The organism is Nostoc sp. (genome assembly GCF_036919595.1).
GTDB lineage: Bacteria > Cyanobacteriota > Cyanobacteriia > Cyanobacteriales > Nostocaceae > Nostoc.
Window position 1 is genome coordinate 16,802 of sequence record NZ_JBALCO010000153.1, and the last position, 16,385, is coordinate 33,186.

Annotated in this window: 13 protein-coding genes and 2 pseudogenes; 7 read left to right on the top strand and 8 right to left on the bottom strand. The window is 40.3% G+C overall.

Annotation, left to right across the window (positions count from 1 at the left end; all coding sequences use genetic code 11):
- Positions 1-20: 20 nt before the first annotated feature.
- The 5 genes from V7K21_RS23495 to V7K21_RS23515 all read right to left on the bottom strand — a co-directional run bounded on the left by V7K21_RS23495 (position 21) and on the right by V7K21_RS23515 (position 7,948).
- Complete coding sequence (locus V7K21_RS23495) at positions 21-3,074, bottom strand: glycosyltransferase (RefSeq protein WP_335177594.1); 3,054 nt, start codon at positions 3,072-3,074, stop codon at positions 21-23.
- Between the two features lie 13 nt (positions 3,075-3,087).
- The gene (locus V7K21_RS23500) at positions 3,088-4,644 is read right to left on the bottom strand and encodes a class I SAM-dependent methyltransferase (RefSeq protein WP_335177595.1); all 1,557 of its coding nucleotides are present in this window, start codon (positions 4,642-4,644) and stop codon (positions 3,088-3,090) included.
- Between the two features lie 24 nt (positions 4,645-4,668).
- Positions 4,669-5,967: an ABC transporter ATP-binding protein gene (locus V7K21_RS23505; protein WP_335177596.1), complete on the bottom strand. Its 1,299-nt coding sequence runs from the start codon at positions 5,965-5,967 to the stop codon at positions 4,669-4,671.
- 171 nt (positions 5,968-6,138) lie between these two features.
- The gene (locus tag V7K21_RS23510; RefSeq protein ID WP_335177621.1) at positions 6,139-6,978 is read right to left on the bottom strand and encodes an ABC transporter permease; all 840 of its coding nucleotides are present in this window, start codon (positions 6,976-6,978) and stop codon (positions 6,139-6,141) included.
- 241 nt (positions 6,979-7,219) lie between these two features.
- Complete coding sequence (locus tag V7K21_RS23515) at positions 7,220-7,948, bottom strand: Uma2 family endonuclease (RefSeq protein ID WP_335177597.1); 729 nt, start codon at positions 7,946-7,948, stop codon at positions 7,220-7,222.
- 210 nt (positions 7,949-8,158) lie between these two features.
- Here V7K21_RS23515 and petP point away from each other — a divergent pair, with 210 nt between their 5' ends.
- The 5 genes from petP to V7K21_RS23540 all read left to right on the top strand — a co-directional run bounded on the left by petP (position 8,159) and on the right by V7K21_RS23540 (position 11,592).
- Positions 8,159-8,347, top strand: a complete 189-nt coding sequence (gene petP / locus V7K21_RS23520; RefSeq protein ID WP_335177598.1) for a cytochrome b6f subunit PetP — start codon at positions 8,159-8,161, stop codon at positions 8,345-8,347.
- 119 nt (positions 8,348-8,466) lie between these two features.
- Complete coding sequence (locus V7K21_RS23525) at positions 8,467-9,567, top strand: Get3/ArsA fold putative tail anchor-mediating ATPase NosAFP (protein ID WP_335177599.1); 1,101 nt, start codon at positions 8,467-8,469, stop codon at positions 9,565-9,567.
- 122 nt (positions 9,568-9,689) lie between these two features.
- Positions 9,690-10,736 (top strand): chlorophyll synthase ChlG, encoded by a 1,047-nt coding sequence (gene chlG / locus V7K21_RS23530; protein WP_335177600.1) that lies wholly within the window; start codon positions 9,690-9,692, stop codon positions 10,734-10,736.
- Between the two features lie 108 nt (positions 10,737-10,844).
- Positions 10,845-11,132 (top strand): hypothetical protein, encoded by a 288-nt coding sequence (locus V7K21_RS23535; protein ID WP_335177601.1) that lies wholly within the window; start codon positions 10,845-10,847, stop codon positions 11,130-11,132.
- 100 nt (positions 11,133-11,232) lie between these two features.
- Positions 11,233-11,592: a cupin domain-containing protein gene (locus V7K21_RS23540; RefSeq protein ID WP_273769341.1), complete on the top strand. Its 360-nt coding sequence runs from the start codon at positions 11,233-11,235 to the stop codon at positions 11,590-11,592.
- A 68-nt stretch (positions 11,593-11,660) separates the two neighbouring features.
- On the opposite strand, the gene V7K21_RS23545 is transcribed toward V7K21_RS23540, so the two are convergent.
- The 3 genes from V7K21_RS23545 to V7K21_RS23555 form a co-directional block, all read right to left on the bottom strand.
- Positions 11,661-12,200: a hypothetical protein gene (locus V7K21_RS23545; RefSeq protein WP_335177602.1), complete on the bottom strand. Its 540-nt coding sequence runs from the start codon at positions 12,198-12,200 to the stop codon at positions 11,661-11,663.
- Between the two features lie 220 nt (positions 12,201-12,420).
- Positions 12,421-13,227, bottom strand: coding sequence for an inositol monophosphatase family protein (locus V7K21_RS23550; protein ID WP_335177603.1), 807 nt, complete (start codon positions 13,225-13,227; stop codon positions 12,421-12,423).
- A 70-nt stretch (positions 13,228-13,297) separates the two neighbouring features.
- Entirely contained in the window at positions 13,298-14,722 is a 1,425-nt protein-coding gene (locus V7K21_RS23555; RefSeq protein ID WP_335177604.1) for a BCD family MFS transporter, read from the bottom strand.
- A gap of 292 nt (positions 14,723-15,014) precedes the next feature.
- On the opposite strand from V7K21_RS23555, the pseudogene V7K21_RS23560 reads away from it, so the two are divergent.
- Together V7K21_RS23560 and V7K21_RS23565 are read left to right on the top strand one after the other, a co-directional pair.
- Positions 15,015-15,338: pseudogene (locus V7K21_RS23560) on the top strand (nuclease-related domain-containing protein); the annotation flags it as partial.
- A gap of 408 nt (positions 15,339-15,746) precedes the next feature.
- Positions 15,747-16,268, top strand: a pseudogene (locus V7K21_RS23565) (sigma-70 factor domain-containing protein); the annotation flags it as partial.
- Between the last annotated feature and the right edge of the window lie 117 nt (positions 16,269-16,385).

Consider the following 16,385-nt stretch of genomic DNA (forward strand, 5'->3'; position numbering starts at 1 on the left):
TACTGTAAATATAAAGAATATCAACGGCGCGATTTAAGGGCTAATTCATAAAAACTATTTGCCGATGCAGAAATGGTGAGATTTGCATTCCGTGGTTTAGGGGACAATAGTGCCAGCGCCAGTCCTCCCCACATTTCACCTTTAAATACATTGTCGCCCTCAATGATACGTCCCGGTACAAAATCCACATCAATCCACGCTACATACGGTGAATCTTGCCACTTTGCAGTCATGATTCCGCGCCGACACTCTGGGTTAAAAGAATCATACATCATCACAAACATCGGTTGCTTAGGTACGTAAGTCAAAACAGTCTCAATGTCCCTACGAACTCCATCAGCAGTGTGGTCTCCATCGATGAGCAAGAAATCAATTGGTATATTTGCTTCATCAAGTGCTTGAAACAGCAATGGCAATACAGTCTGAGATGGTGCAATTAAAAAACTGACATTATTTATCGCTGGCATCCTCAAAGGCACTTCATGATCTATATCAATAGAAAATACCATTTGTGAATACTGTGAAATTAGAGATAGACTCCCACCATAATAAGTACCAATCTCAACACTACATCTTGGCTGATGCCTTGCCAGTAAACCGGTCAACGCTATCCTCTCTGAATCTGTCATTTGCCAATGTTCAAGTCGGCAATTAGGATATAGCAGTTGTTCGTAATAAATTACATTCGAGTTGATCTCAGCCTTATTTAAGTTTGCAAGCTGTATTTTTTGCAAACCCAAAATATTTAAAACTTCTGTAGCGTAATTATCCCAAGTTTTCAATTTGCGATCGCAGGCTGCTTGAGATAGTTCAGTTAGCAAATTTTTATCAGACGACAACGTATAAAGGGCTTGAGCAATTGCTAAAGCATTAGTCATATCTACTACTAAGCAACCTCCTTCAGCTGCTAATTCCGCCATGACTCCTTGGGAATGACATAGGCAGGTTCTTCCATGCCAAATACTTTCTAATATAGGCATTCCAAAGCCTTCAACTAAGGAACTGTAAATTGTAAATGTAGCTTCTTCGTACAATCGATTTAAGGTAGCATCATCTACTATCCCCAGCCAACGAATACGAGAGTCTCTGGCTGATGCCTGCTCCACAGTTTTATATATCTCTGACGCGCCTTCGTAGCGGTTTCCTACCAGTGTTAGTTGCCAATTTATTTCAGGATGTTCTTTTGCCAGAATTTCACAGGCTTTTAAGAGTGTTAAATGATTTTTGCGTGGTTCTAAGGTAGAAACGCATAGCATCTGTACAGTACTCGACTGTAAGTTAGGCATCGTGACATGGCGGGAATGCTGTCCAAATTGTCCTGGTAATAGTGCCGTGCTGACTTGGCCATGGGAGCTTTGATTTTGTTGCCAATAATTCAAAAGGCATTGGGCAGAAAATTCAGATATAGGAATAATAATATCGACTTCAGATAACATCTTCAAATAAGGAGTAAATAGTGAACTCACAGTATGATTACAAAACTGTGGATACATCACTGGAATTAAGTCATATAGAATAGCAGCCGTTTTCCAGTGCTTTTGTTTTGCATAAGCAACAACTTCGGTACCACGAGGTTCTAATATTATTTCTGCCAATAAAAGTAGTACTGATCTTCCTTGTATGCTAAGTTCAACTGCAAGGAATTCATCTAGGGAAACTGTTTCTAAACGGTTGAGTCTATCTTTTTCGATAATGGGAATTTTGGGACCGTTAAACTGTGCGAACTGAGCATAACCAGTTTGGGAAGGCAGTGTATAGTTCTGTTTTGTAAAATCCCAAATTACAAATACCAAGTCATAATAGTTCTGTAGAGTCCGACAAAGTTGGCGAGTGACTCTAATAACACCGGAGTTGGCAGGATCTCGGCAGCTATTAGTGACATCTACAATCAGAAGTGGGTGATTAGAAGATATTTCTTGAGTAGTCTGCACACTCTTCTCAAAATAGTCACAATATTTTTGAATTACGGTTTCCCAACGGAATTTTGCCCTAAAGTTTTCGTAGGCCACACTGACGGCTTCATGAGGAATGCTATCAGATAGGATACAATCCGCTTTTTCTACCATCTCAGCTATATCGGTACAGAGAAACCAAGGATGTACGATAACTTCCGGATGAGCAGCAAGATTAAATGCTAAAGCAGGAAGTTTTAGCCACTGCATTTCTGCTAACGGTAAGTTGAACCCCTCCCACAATGAAACAGATATTCCCAGTGTGGTAAGTTGCATAATTTTTTCCAATTCTCCATCATCTGGAAATCCAATTGGTAGAACGTACTCTTTTATATCAGGTGGAATATTAATACTATTAGCATCTATTAACACTAGTAATATAGCTTGTGGATGTCGCTGCACTAGCTGGCGCATAATCTCGAAACAAGCTGCGGAGTTCTTGTAACAATCAGGCTCCCAGCGTCCAAGATTTAAAATAAAAAATTTTCCCTGCTTTAGTAACTTTTCAATTACTGATAAACTAACCCCATAAGGCTTTTTTTGACTAACCATCTGTGCTTGCCAAATGGATAGCTCCATGTGGTCAGCACCTAATAATATTGTTTGGATACCATGATTAAAACCCCGGTCAGGTAGGCTCTGACATTTAGCAATAAATTCACTAATCGGTAATATGCCTGTTGTTTTACTCAAATAATCTTGGCGGAATTTTCTGAGTTTCTGTTGAATAAACAATCCATGACCACTGAAACCATCCAGTGGGACTGCACCAGCATCAATGAAAACAACGTTTTGACAAACTCTAGAAAAGAAATCAATTGCTTTAAAAAACGGCCATCCCCCAATTACTATTACATCTGGCTTTTCTGTGTTGGTAAATAAGCCATTCCAGCTGATTTCTAACCACTGAGCCGTAAACTCATTAGAGTTAGCGTAATCATCTGGCGCTGGTGGTAATAAAATAAATTTGTTGGCGAACTGCTTAACTATATTTTCATCATACCGAGTTCCCATCATATAAACATGATGTCCTCGTTCTGCCATGCTCTTTCCGATCAGGATAAGGACACGATCTAGACCAAAACGAAATAGAAATCGCTCATTACAAATTAATATTTTCATAGCTATACCCGATTTATGCCTTCCATCCAATAACTGCGTAATCCTGACAACCAAGCAACAGACTATTCAAAAATGGATTTTCTAAATTATGGTTTTCAGTCATTGGATGAAGACGTCGAATTTCAACTTGAGCAAATCCGCGACTTTCTAATATGAACTTTGCTGTTGGTGGTGGAATCGGGTTACGGTGGGTTGGATCTAGATAAAAATTACAAGCTCCCACAATTAGATTTTCGGGATTTGGTGTCTCTAAAATTACAACCCCGCCAGAACGCAGTACACGTAGCACTTCATCAATTAAAGAAATAAGCTTTTGCAATTGCAAATGCTCAATAACATGGAAGGAAGAAACAGCAGCCAAAGAATTATCTGGCAAAGAACGTAAATATTCCAGTCCATCACCTAAAACAGCGTCAAGACCAAGATTTTGACATTCTTGTACCATTGCAACATTAATGTCAATTCCAGATGCTTTAAAGCCTTGCTTCGAGAGTAAATCAATCCATTCACCTCGACCACATCCTATGTCAACAATAGGGGCATTTCCGGTGGATGTGATTGCTTTTTCTACCGATGAAATATGAGTTATTAATCGATTCTTTATTTCCTCACGGCTACCCCGAAACTGGTCTTCAAAAGCAACATAAAAAGTATCTAGTAAATGCTGATCTTCACTAATTAAAGTTTGCAATTGCTCTTGATTAAAAGGTTCTGGCAAACGTCGCTGTGCTTCTTCCAGGAAAAGACTAATCAAACGCTTCTGCTGGATTAAGTCATTCTTTAAGTAAATATCGTTTCTTGCATAACGCTCATCTATAGCACTTAAGCGATTATTCACATCTTGGATATGATTATCCACAGATTTCAGGCGTTCATCTATTTTTTCTATTCGACTATTTCCAGCGTCAAAACTTTCTTTTGTATCAGTTAACCAGCTACTGACTAAAGTATCAAAACTGTTGAAGCTGTTATCCATACTTTGGATATTCTTATCTATAATCTTCAGTTGTTCTTCCAAACTTTGAACTCTGCTATCGATAACGCCTAGTCGGTTTTCCAAGCTTTGAACTCTGCTATCAGTAACTCCTAGTCGGTCTTCCAAGCTTTGAACTCTGCTATCGGAAACTCCTAGCCGATCTTCCAAGCTTTGAACTCTGCTATCGGAAACTCCTAGCCGATCTTCCATTTGCACTCTTAAAGTTTCAATTTGTTCAATAAGCTGTTGATTAAGGGTTACAGACTCTTGCAAACAACTAATTAAATTAAAATTTACCTCTCGTTGATCTTTGAATAAGAAATTTATAATTGTTAGGATAATTTTTTGTAATTTTGGATTTAGATTAAAGGGGAAACGATTTAGCTTATCAGGCCACTTAGTTCGACTATTTGCTCTAGATTGTGCATTTTTAAGTAAAGCTTCAATATAGTTAATATTAAACGTACTTTTGGATATTGAAAACTCATTCAATGTAGTCGATTTTAGATGTTTAAACTTATGCTTATTTACTTCTTCACGGATCTTTTGCATTAAATTATCAACATCAATCTTAGGATTATTTGATTCAGTCATGGTTCTTTTTTTTTAAATCACTAATTAATAATTTTTGATACTTAGAGTTTCTGTATCTGTTTCGCTGCTAAAGTTAATGGCAGAATTTAAGTCTACTACGCCATCACACGAAATCCTATTGTTTACTTCAAACACAACGAGTTCATCAATCCAGTCATAACTTAAACCTTCTTCAGAATGTATTCCTACAGTAACTGTATAAATACCCTTATTCATATAACAGGGAACCTGAAAACTAACTATTAATTGCTGTTCTTGGTTTAAACATGGTAATTTTATCTTCTGTAAATGAGTATTTGTTCCATAAATTACTAAACCCATTAAACTTTTTATCGAAATCCCGACGATTAAATCGGAAATTTCTGTTTGCGCTTGCATTAAAACGCCAATCTGAAAACTTTTTCCTGTTTCTATTTGCGTTATTTCCCTTCCTTTTAAATCACTGATTATAACTTTATTAATAGTAGCTAATTTATTTCCGTGTCTACATGTGTAATTATCGTGTTGATTACTCTTGACAAAACCTGCATTGGTTTCAATAAAATTTGTCTGTTCTGGATTATACTGCTCAAGCTCAAATTCATTCTTATCTGAGCTTAATAAAGCAATATAATGATTTACTACCTGCTTAGGCTCACCTCTTTCTAAAATTCTTCCATGATTCATTAATATTGCGCTGTTACACAACATTTTGACGCTGCCAGAATCATGAGAAACAAATAATATAGTTACTCCTTCTTCTTTTAGCTGACGAATACGCTTCGTACAGCGAGCTTGGAATTTCGCATCTCCTACAGCCAAGGCTTCATCTACGATTAAAATACTTGGTTCTGTATTAGCAACTACTGCAAATGCTAATCTTACTACCATGCCACTGGAATAGGTTTTAACGGGATGCTCAAGAAAATCGCCAATTTCAGCAAAAGAAGCAATTTTGTCAAACTTAGCTTCTATTTCTGCTCGGCTTAACCCTAAAACTTGCCCATTAAAAAATACATTTTGCCGCCCAGTAAACTCAGGATTAAACCCACTACCAAGTTCCAATAATGCTGATACTCGACCATTTACGTACAATTTACCTGTAGTTGGTGTCAGCGTTCCGGCAATAATTTGTAGCAGTGTACTTTTGCCAGAGCCGTTTTGACCAATGATGCCCACAGTGTCACCTTTAGAAATCTCTAAGCTAATATCTTGCAATGCCCAAAACTCCTGAGCGTGGGTTTTAGCAGGTAGTAAAAGTTCTTTTAGTCGATCTACCGGACGAGCATACCGCTTATAGCACTTCGAGATATTCTTCAGCGAAATTGCAATCTCCTCACCCATATTACTGCACACTTACTATTACTTTATCCAGACTGCACAACTATAATAAGTCAGACACATTATCAACTCATCAAACTTTTTACCCTTTTTTGAATCATATCGCTATCGTGTACTGTATAGTTCACCTTGCTATTAAGCTGATTTAAGATTTAGTGGATCAGTAAAAATTTCCTACAAAACATCGGCAAAGGCTGGACGTAAACGCTTATACACTGTAAAACCGCAACAAAATATGATCGAGGCTATCGTAGAAGCTACTCCCCATTCGCCCCAATGCTTCACTTCCCCAACTAAAACTATGTCACGATAAACTTCAGCGATCGCTGCTATTGGATTTAACCAGAATATCAAACTCCGCCATTGCTCTGGAATTGCGGATGCTGGATAGACAAGCGGTGTTGCATAAAACCAAATATTTAAAATCACTCCTAAAGTCTGCGGGATATCTCGCAAAAATACCGTTAGTCCTGCTGCTAAATAGCCCAACCCTGCTGTGAGCAATAACTGCGTTAGCCAGACCAAGGGTAACAGCGCCAACGTAGCATGTAAAGTATGAGTATTTACCGCCACGAAAAAAATTAATGCCATTAAACCAAAGGAACTCTCAATGAATGTTGATAATATTGGCACGAGCGGTAACAAACCTAGTGGAAATACAACCTTCTTGACTAAATTCGACTGTCCTACGACTGAACTAGCAGACTGCATCCACCCCCCCGAAAAAGCAATCCAGGGAAGCAAACCCGCAAATAGCCACAAACCAAAGGTGAAGTTATTTTCTGGTAAACTTTTGATACTTAACTTCACTCTCAATACAATCGAAAACACATATGTGTAAATAAGTAATTGTGATAGCTGATTTAGCAAAGGCCACAAATTACCTAAAACAGAACCTTTATACCGCGCCTCTAAATCCCGACGCACCAAAGTTCTCAGCAAGTCAAATTTTGCCCACAATCGTTTATTTATCGGCAGTATATGCCTTCTATTTCCTAATTTACGTATGAATATTTGTAATTTTAGTAACAATTACAACTTCCTTATTTACTACTTACACATCCAATTTTTCTATAAAGATTCATACCTATAAAATCATTCTTGCCTCCCTTGAAGAATACATCATTCCTAAAAAATAATACCTAAATTGTTTTGGCAATTATACAATAAATCAGCAATTGCTTAGTGTATTTTTACTACAAATATAATTTCTGTCGGCAATGCTGCTTGATTTGTAAAAGGGGCAAGTTTTTGCTTAACTCAAACTATCTAGATTAACTCCTAACGATCGCAAATGTTCCGCCAACCGTTGCGATCGCAGCTGTTCTTGTTCAAACCGCAATTGCGCCTCAGATGCCTGTTGCTGTGCCTCAATAGCCACCTGTTGCGCCGCAATAGCAGCTTCCTCTGGTGTTGGAACTAAATCACCATCGGGTGTAAAGTAGCGCAATTTATCTCCTTCCACGCCTAAATACAGCTTAAGCACATCGCTCCAACACCATCCTTGCGTATTTGGGGTAATTGTTTGATACTTGTTACCTACCAATTCAAAACCCACAAATTCCAAATTTTCCGGTGAAAACCAAAAATATTCTGGTGTGTGAAATCGATTTTCATAGAGATTTTTCTTCAAATTCCGGTCAATATCAGCCGTACTTTCAGAAAGTAATTCAATAATTAAATCTGGATAACGACCATCTTCCTCCCAGACTACCCAGGAATTGCGCGATCGCTTTTCGGTGTCTTTGACCAAAAAAAAGTCTGGGCCTCGAAAATCTCGATTTCGCAACTGCTGACGGCTAAAATAAATCGTTAGATTCGCACCTATAAAGAAATCATTACAGTCACGCCACAGCCACTCAAGGGAAGTTACTAGCAGCAGTAGCTGCATATAGTGCAACGAAGTTTCCATCTCTGGCTCATCACTTAACAACCGAGTTGCATCGGGCATCTGCTGTTCTAGCTGTTGCGCTGTGACAAACATGGGTATCTACCTGTTTGGTTGTTGATTTCATTTTAAGCTGTTAGGTCAGGAGTTAAAAGTTATGAGTTTGGAAAGACGCGATTAATCGCGTCTTTCCAGGAGTTTTGAGTTATGATTCTCTCCCTCATTCCCTCATTTCCCCTGAATTTGTGAGAGCAGGTCACGGATTCAGCTACACTGAGACGAAGGTTTATTGCATTCTAATCAGGCATGGAAATCGGACAAAAGGTTAAAGTCTTTCGTTTGCGCGATCGCGTTTCTCCCCCCATTGTAAAAAAACTAGGACAAGTGGGTACCATCCAAGGCTACAAAGTTACCGATGGTGGTATCGGTGTAGTGGTGCTGTTTGACGACAATTCTTCCAGTTGGTTTTTTGAAGATGAAATCAAACCTGTGTAGTAAAAAGAATTCAAAGCGGGGTTTATTTTGGACTCGGAAGTTAAAAGCACAGGTTGAGAGTCATTGTTGAGTGCTAAGTTGGAGTTGAAAAGATCGGCGGTGAAAATAGGAATCAAATAATGGCTCTAATATTGACATTTTTGGGCAAAGGCGGCACCGCTCGTACCAAAATTGCGATCGCCGCCGCCAAATTGTTGGCAAGTCAAGGCAAGCGCGTACTCTTAGCAGGACATCCGGAACCAGCATTACCAATTCTGCTGGGTACTCCCATTGCTGCCGACCCACAGGAAATCGCTCCCAATTTGCAAGCAGTCCAGTTTCAAGCATCTGTACTGTTAGAACGCAACTGGGACGAAGTGAAAAAGCTTGAGGCGCAATATCTCCGCACGCCCATCTTCAAAGACGTTTTTGGTCAAGAACTGGTAGTATTGCCAGGTATGGACAGCGCCTTGGCCCTGAATGCTATCCGCGAATATGATGCCAGTGGCAAATATGATGCGATCGTCTACTATGGCACGGGTGACTCATTAACGTTGCGAATGTTGGGTTTGCCAGAATCTCTCAGTTGGTATGTCCGGCGATTTCGGCAATTGTTTCTCAACTCTGATTTGGGGAAAACGATTACTGAATCACCCTTGATTCAACCCCTGATTAGCAGCTTTTTCAATGTCAACTGGACAGCAGATAACTTTGCAGGCCCCACTAACCAAGTCAATAATTTCTTAGAAAAGGGGAGAGCCGCTCTTACTGACCCCAAGCGTCTCGCTGCTTTCTTAGTGACCACAGAAGACCCGATTGAGGTAGCAAATGCTCGTTATTTGTGGGGTAGTGCTCAACAAATCGGTTTAACTGTCGGTGGTGTTCTGCTTGTGTCTACTGAGACAAATGTCAACCTGTCAGAGGAATTTATCCCCTTACCTGTGAGCGTCGTTCCCGACTTGCCAACAGGTGACTGGCAACCACTGATAGATGCCCTACCCAACTTTGAAGCACAAGCGTTACAGGCTCCCAAACCAATTGAGATAGACATCCCCAATCGTCAAGTACGCTTATTCTTGCCAGGTTTTGACAAAAAACAGGTCAAGCTCACCCAATATGGACCAGAAGTCACTATAGAAGCAGGAGACCAGCGACGGAATATTCCCCTACCCCCGGCATTGAGTGGCAGACCTGTTGCTGGAGCAAAGTTTCAGAATAATTATTTGATAATTTCGTTTTAAGTTAAGAACAAAGTTAGGAGTTAAAAGTGAAGAGTTAGGAATAAAAATAATTTATAACTTCTAACTTCTAACCAATAATTCATAACTCCTAACTTCTAACTTCTAACTCATTAATAAACCTTATGTCAGAATCAACTCCCATTAGCCCAGACCCCAACCCATCTGAGGCACTAGACTCAGGGGCAAATAATCTCAATGAGCAAGCTCTCACATCTGCCTCGCGCAGTGCAAAAACTAGGCAGCTGCTGGGGATGAAAGGTGCAGCACCAGGGGAAACTTCAATTTGGAAAATTCGTTTACAGCTAATGAAGCCGATTACCTGGATTCCCCTAATTTGGGGCGTAGTCTGTGGTGCGGCTTCTTCGGGTAACTATACTTGGACACTGGAAAATGTGCTAAAGGTAGCAACCTGTATGCTGCTGGCTGGGCCATTGATGACAGGTTACACCCAAATCCTCAATGATTACTACGATCGCGAAATCGATGCTATTAATGAACCCTATCGCCCCATTCCTTCTGGGGCAATTCCCCTACCCCAGGTAATTATTCAGATTTGGGTATTACTGATTGCTGGCATTAGTTTGGCATTTGTGCTAGATGTGTGGTCTGGTCATGAATTCCTTACAATTACAGCGATCGCGATCATCGGTTCTTTCATCGCCTACATTTATTCTGCACCTCCCCTGAAACTCAAGCAAAACGGCTGGCTAGGCAGCTACGCCTTGGGTGCAAGCTATATCACCTTACCTTGGTCTACAGGACACGCTTTGTTTGGTGATCTCAATTCCACAATTGTGATTTTGACAATGTTCTACAGCTTGGCTGGATTGGGTATTGCCATTGTCAATGACTTCAAGAGTGTAGAAGGCGATCGCCAGCTGGGATTAAATTCACTACCCGTAATGTTTGGCATTACCACTGCGGCTTGGATTTGTGTATTGACGATTGATGTATTTCAAGGATTGATTGCAGCTTATCTCGTCAGCATCCATGAGAATTTGTATGCAGCAATACTAGTACTGTTAATCATCCCACAAATCACCTTACAGGATATGTATTTCCTGCGCGACCCCGTGAAGAATGATGTTAAGTATCAAGCCAGCGCCCAACCGTTTCTTGTTCTGGGAATGCTGGTCACTGGTTTAGCGCTCGGTCATGCTGGCGTTTAGCTTATACCTCTATAGTAAGAAGTTATGAATTAGGAGCAAAGCGGGAGACGCTCCGCCTCGGTTAGGAGTTAATATACTTCTAACTCCTAATTTGTACCAGGACATACTGTGTTTCAACTGATATTTTTCCTCATTCATGGGATTCAACCTTTTTTAATTCCGATTTGCTTTGTTGGTGCTTGGACTGTAACTATTCTCGTTGTTTCGAGTCTCTGGACGGCGGCGCGAGATAGTATAAATACAGCCAAGCAAATGCATCAAATTCCTTGTACTGGTTGTCAATTTTTTACCGACAATTACCGTCTCAAATGTACTGTACGCCCATCTATTGCCAATACAGAAGAAGCAATCCATTGTTTGGACTATCAACCGAAGACGAATCCTTATCTGTACTAAGCAGGCGAAGCAGGGGAAGCAGAGGGAGAATAATTAATCACCCTTGACCCTTGATCCTTGACTCTTAACTAATTCAAAACCTTAAACCAAAAATTGATTGATGCTAGTTCAAAAACTTCAGGACTGTGCGGAATTCATCGCAGGAGATAACACCATTCTGCGAGAACTGCTACATCCAGATAAGCAACCTCTGGCATTGCGTTATAGTTTGGCTCATGCAACACTGCCAGTAGGAAAAACCTCTCAGCCCCACTCGCTCTCTACCTCAGAAGTCTATTATATTCTCAATGGTACGGGAGAGATGCACATTGATGATGAAACCCAGATAGTTCAGCCGGGAGACGCTGTGTATATTCCTCCTAATATGCGGCAATTTATTTATAACTCTGGCATCGAACCTCTGGTATTTATTTGTATTGTTGATCCAGCATGGCGTAAAGAAGATGAAACAGTTTATTAAAAACCAGTTACAGTTATAGTCTCAAAGTCTAGAAAAAAATCTCAGCATTTTTCAACAATTACTCACTTTCAGCCGTCAATTTTGCTTAACCAAGTAACCAGGTCATCTGAGTCAAGTGCTATCTCGCTTCCTAAAGTTTTGATATAAAGAAGTCCGTCGCTAATGATTAAATCTCTAATTGGATACCATGATTCTCGTGTCCTGATCAGAAGTTCTAATGGAATCCCTGGTCTTAAAGTATACTTGCGATATTTCCACCAAGCTCGCCATAGAAGTACAGATTGAGTACAGTGCATCCGATAGCCTTTGGGAACTTCGCAGTATTGATACTGATAGAAACCCCGACTATCTACTTTTCCTTTAAGGAGATAATTATATTCTGCTAATGCCTGATTTATCAATTCCCACTGGGATGATTTTGGAGAAATCCAGAATTGAGATAATGTGTTAGATAGTTGGACGGTAGCAATCACACCTTCAGCTTTTGCTGTCAGTTGGTTAGTCTTGTACACTGTTTGCGCTGTCAAAGAAGGATTTGACAACAAAACTTCTTTTTTCTGGATAGAGTTTTGCACAAACTCTCGAATTAAATCTAAATTAGACAACATAAAATTATTTATACTAAATCAAGCAGTGTGATGGAAGTCACGACGGTACTTGAATTAGTAACTACACTGGTATTGAACTAAAATCAGAATTATTACCAGTTTTATTTATACTCAATTCTCTGTCTGACTAGGGCTTTGTTAACTTTAATGTCGGATATGTCGCCGCTCACTAGGCTGGTTAACAAAATCACTGTTTCCAGGTACAAGAGCGGCGGATTAGTTAAATTTTTACGCCATCTAGAAAAGGTTGAAATACCGGAATTAATTCGGGACGACTGACAACAAGGGTGGGAAAAGAGCGATCGCTATAATCTTCTCCTGGTGATAAAGGAAACGGCTCGGAATTGAGCGATAACCAGACGCCGCCAGCAGCCTGGACAATTACCCAAGCCCCTGCTAAGTCCCAAACTTTTGGTGTCGCCTCAATACCTCCTAGAGTAGCCCCAGTGGCAACTGTCAAAAAGTTATAGCTAGCTACACCCAACATCCGAATTTTGCAGGGAAAGCCGTTTCGGATAACTGCGGTGCTACGGGAACAGAGGTTAAAAAAGTGATTATTGCTGGGACTATCTACACTGGTGTGAATGGGGTGGAGGTTGAGAAATGCTCCTATTGGTGTTGCTAAACCAGATGAACCTGCCCAGAAACCATGAAAAGCTTGATTCAAGGTAGGTGCGTAAACATAACCAAAAATCGGTGTGCCTTGATACAGTAAACCTAGAGAAATTGTCCAGATGGGAATGCCGCGTGTAAAGTTGGTTGTACCGTCTAATGGGTCAATTACCCAGCACCACTCCGTACCGGGAAATGACTGATCGCTCTCTTCGCTCAAAATGCCGTAACCAGAAAAATTAGAAGCGATCGCATCCCGAATTTCCTGATCTGCCCATTTATCTGCTTGCGTCACCAAACTACCATCAGCTTTCTGGTCAGCCTGTACTTGCCCAAAATCTTGCATAAGCTGCTTGCCCACTCTGGTAGTGGTAATTTGGGCAAAATCAAGAATTGTTGTCCAAAAATCACTCATTGATTAATTCTCGCGCAAAGACGTTCCTGAGCCAAGATTAGGTAGATTCGGGTTGGGTTAAGTTTCTAGTTTAGTCTAAATCGCTTTCTAAAACCGAAGCGATCGCTTGTTTGGTATTTGTTTGAAATTCTGTAACGTTCACCCGATTCAGAAACCAAATCGACACAATCATCCCTACAGCTTCGAGGGCAAATACTAGTCCATAAGCTAAAACTAAATTGGGTAGTAGCTTGCGACCTATATCCAATAAACTACCACCTAAAACCACTGCCACTCCTCTAGAGACAGACTGCGCTAATCCCCATGCCCCAATAAACGTACCTGCGGCTTCTGCTGCTGTGAGATCCAACATTAAACTAACTGCTGCTGTAGTTAAGACACCAGTTGCTAAACCGAACAAAATTAAACTTAGCTTCAGGAAAGCTGGATTAGCTGTAAAGCCTGAGATGCCAATTAATACTGTACAAAATGCCACTAATATGCACCCTAGTCTTGCAGTTCTCCGCTTACCTAAACGCGGCACAATGAAAAAACCACTCACACCGTAAGCAATCAGTACGCCTGTTCCATAAAAAACGTTCAGTTTAGTACTTTCAGCCAAAGGCATTTTAAATACCTGACCTGCGTAGGGTTCCAAAACGGGGTCTTGCATAAACAAGCAGAGAGTCATCACCAGTAAAAAGGTGAAAAATAAACCCGTTTGCGGACTAGCCGTCAAAATTTCCCAAGCCTTGGCCAGAGTAATGCTGTCTTCTCGATCTACCAGTGTGGAACGGCTTAAGTATTGGGAGTATTTTTTTTCCACGCCCAATGTTGCGGCGATCGCCAAAGCAAATACAATTGCTGGGACAATAATAAATAATCTGTTGACGGAAGCCTGTAAAGTTACTGTCGTTGCATCTGGTGTTAGCAACTTGGAACTGATAATCGCCCCGACAATAATCCCCACCATCAACATCGACCAAACCACACCCACTACTTTGGAACGGTTATCTTCTTCAGATATATCCACCAATAAAGCAGCAAAAGCAGTACTACTAGCACAAATTCCTAGACCGTATATAGCGAAGATTAAAGACAGAAGCGCAGTCCAGCCCATTGTTTGGGTTGTCCATACCCAACCACCTGCACTACTTGCGGCAAGATTTAGCTGCCACATCACTTGTACAGCTAAAAATGCTGCGATCGCAAATATTGCCGCACCCACCCAAACATAAGCTGTGCGGTGGTGTCCCCATAACGGCTTGGCATCCGATATCTGGCCGAACCAGACACGGGAAGGAGCAACAAATAAGGGCAGTGCTAGAACTACTGATACCAGCGTCGCCGGAATTGCTATTTCTTGAATCATGACTCTGTTGAGTACGCCCAGAGTCAAAATGGACATCATGCTCAACCCCATTTGAAATAAACCCAGCCGAAACATAGTCAGCAGGTTTACCCTTGGCACAGATAGGGATTTTGTCTTGGTATCAAATACTTCACCACTTGCCATAGCTAGTTTTTTGTATGGTTTATAGGATTTAATCTCTCTCTCTTTAAATAAAGATAAACCCTACCTGCTCGAAATCAGCGAACGAAAAGTGAAAGTTGCGATCGCGCCAAAATGCGACCGATTACGATGCTCATGACTTCATCGGAGTTGAGACTTGGTACGAAGTGACCCTAATAACAACTTCAGTTCTGGGAACCCTAATATATAGGCGTTACTGTTTACAACATTTTGTGCAGATGATATCCGCCCAAATAATTAAGTTTAGTAACGATTTATTAGATTAGAAGATTCTATGGAATTCTATCCCGACAATATTTTTGATGCGAATAACAACGCTGAGAAAGAAGTTTGGCAACAAGTAAAATCTGCCTTTAGGGATGATCCTGGTGAGGCATTTCATTGTTATCAGCTATTTGACAGATATGGAAATCTTGAGCGAGAGATTGATATTCTTATTGTCCATCGTCAGCTCGGACTATGGGTGATTGAATGTAAAGGATGCTACATCAATGATATAGAAGCTATTAAGGGTGCTGAATGGAAAATGAAAAACTGGTATGAAGACCACATAAAACCAGTTAACCAAGCACAATACCAAATGTTTGTGCTTAAAAACCATTTGCGTAAACAGCTAGATTTTTGCGCCTCATTAAACTTAAACTTTAGAGTTGCTATTCCCTTTATTAGCCAAGAACAGTGGCAGAATAAAGGATTTCATAATTTGCCAAATATTCAAGGTGTTGTACTGACTAGAGAAGATTTAAAATCTTATACTTTAAAACATAATTTTACTCAGAGTGTTCAAAGTAGACAAAGAAATTTAACCGATGAACAATGGCGAGCGCTGATGTGTGTTTTTGGTGGAACTAATCAGACACCTGTGGAAAAAGCATCATTTTCAATATCCAAAGACATCTCTGTAGAAAAAGAAAAAACGCATAAAATAGATGAATCAAAAACCCCTCGTCCTGTCTGTAAAATAATCAAGTTGCCCCGTTATAAGTTTTCTATTAATAGCTTTCCTATTATTGGTAGTAACGTACTCGAAAGCATATTTCAGCCTGACCTAGAAATAATATTTCAGCCTGAGATCGAGTGAAAAGAACTCTTAATTAATGAAGAAGAGGACTTACTGATCATCGATGAAGGTGAAGACAAATTTTTAGAGGCTCCTAAATCGCGTCATCGGACACAAAGTAAGAAAAAGCATTATACCGAAGATTCGATTCGCCTTTACTTGCAAGAAATTGGTAGAATTCGGCTGTTGCGGGCAGATGAAGAAATTGAATTGGCGCGTAAAATCGCTGATTTGCTGGAATTAGAAAGGGTACGGGAAAAACTTTCAGAACAGTTGGAGCGTGACCCTAATGATAGTGAATGGGCAAAAGCTGTACAACTCCCATTACCAGCCTTTCGTTATCGGCTGCATGTTGGTCGCAGGGCGAAAGATAAGATAGTGATATCTAACCTGCGCCTTGTGGTTTTAATTGCTAAGAAATACATGAATCGCGGCTTGTGTTTCCAAGACTTAGTTCAGGAAGGTAGCCTTGGCTCATCGGTGAGAGGTTAAGACAATCTTACTTTTGTCAATTAGAAATCATGCTAAAAATTTGGGGTAAGCGGAGGTATGAAGTTAACTCTTGTACTGAACTGATGGGTCAAG

Coding starts and splice junctions, on each gene's coding strand:
- V7K21_RS23505 (WP_335177596.1), bottom strand. CDS start 5,967: ATGGGTGAGGAGATTGCAATTTCGCTGAAGAATATCTCGAAGTGCTAT.
- V7K21_RS23555 (WP_335177604.1), bottom strand. CDS start 14,722: ATGGCAAGTGGTGAAGTATTTGATACCAAGACAAAATCCCTATCTGTG.
- V7K21_RS23500 (WP_335177595.1), bottom strand. CDS start 4,644: ATGACTGAATCAAATAATCCTAAGATTGATGTTGATAATTTAATGCAA.
- V7K21_RS23550 (WP_335177603.1), bottom strand. CDS start 13,227: ATGAGTGATTTTTGGACAACAATTCTTGATTTTGCCCAAATTACCACT.
- V7K21_RS23495 (WP_335177594.1), bottom strand. CDS start 3,074: ATGAAAATATTAATTTGTAATGAGCGATTTCTATTTCGTTTTGGTCTA.
- V7K21_RS23525 (WP_335177599.1), top strand. CDS start 8,467: ATGGCTCTAATATTGACATTTTTGGGCAAAGGCGGCACCGCTCGTACC.
- V7K21_RS23515 (WP_335177597.1), bottom strand. CDS start 7,948: ATGTTTGTCACAGCGCAACAGCTAGAACAGCAGATGCCCGATGCAACT.
- V7K21_RS23540 (WP_273769341.1), top strand. CDS start 11,233: ATGCTAGTTCAAAAACTTCAGGACTGTGCGGAATTCATCGCAGGAGAT.
- petP (WP_335177598.1), top strand. CDS start 8,159: ATGGAAATCGGACAAAAGGTTAAAGTCTTTCGTTTGCGCGATCGCGTT.
- chlG (WP_335177600.1), top strand. CDS start 9,690: ATGTCAGAATCAACTCCCATTAGCCCAGACCCCAACCCATCTGAGGCA.
- V7K21_RS23545 (WP_335177602.1), bottom strand. CDS start 12,200: ATGTTGTCTAATTTAGATTTAATTCGAGAGTTTGTGCAAAACTCTATC.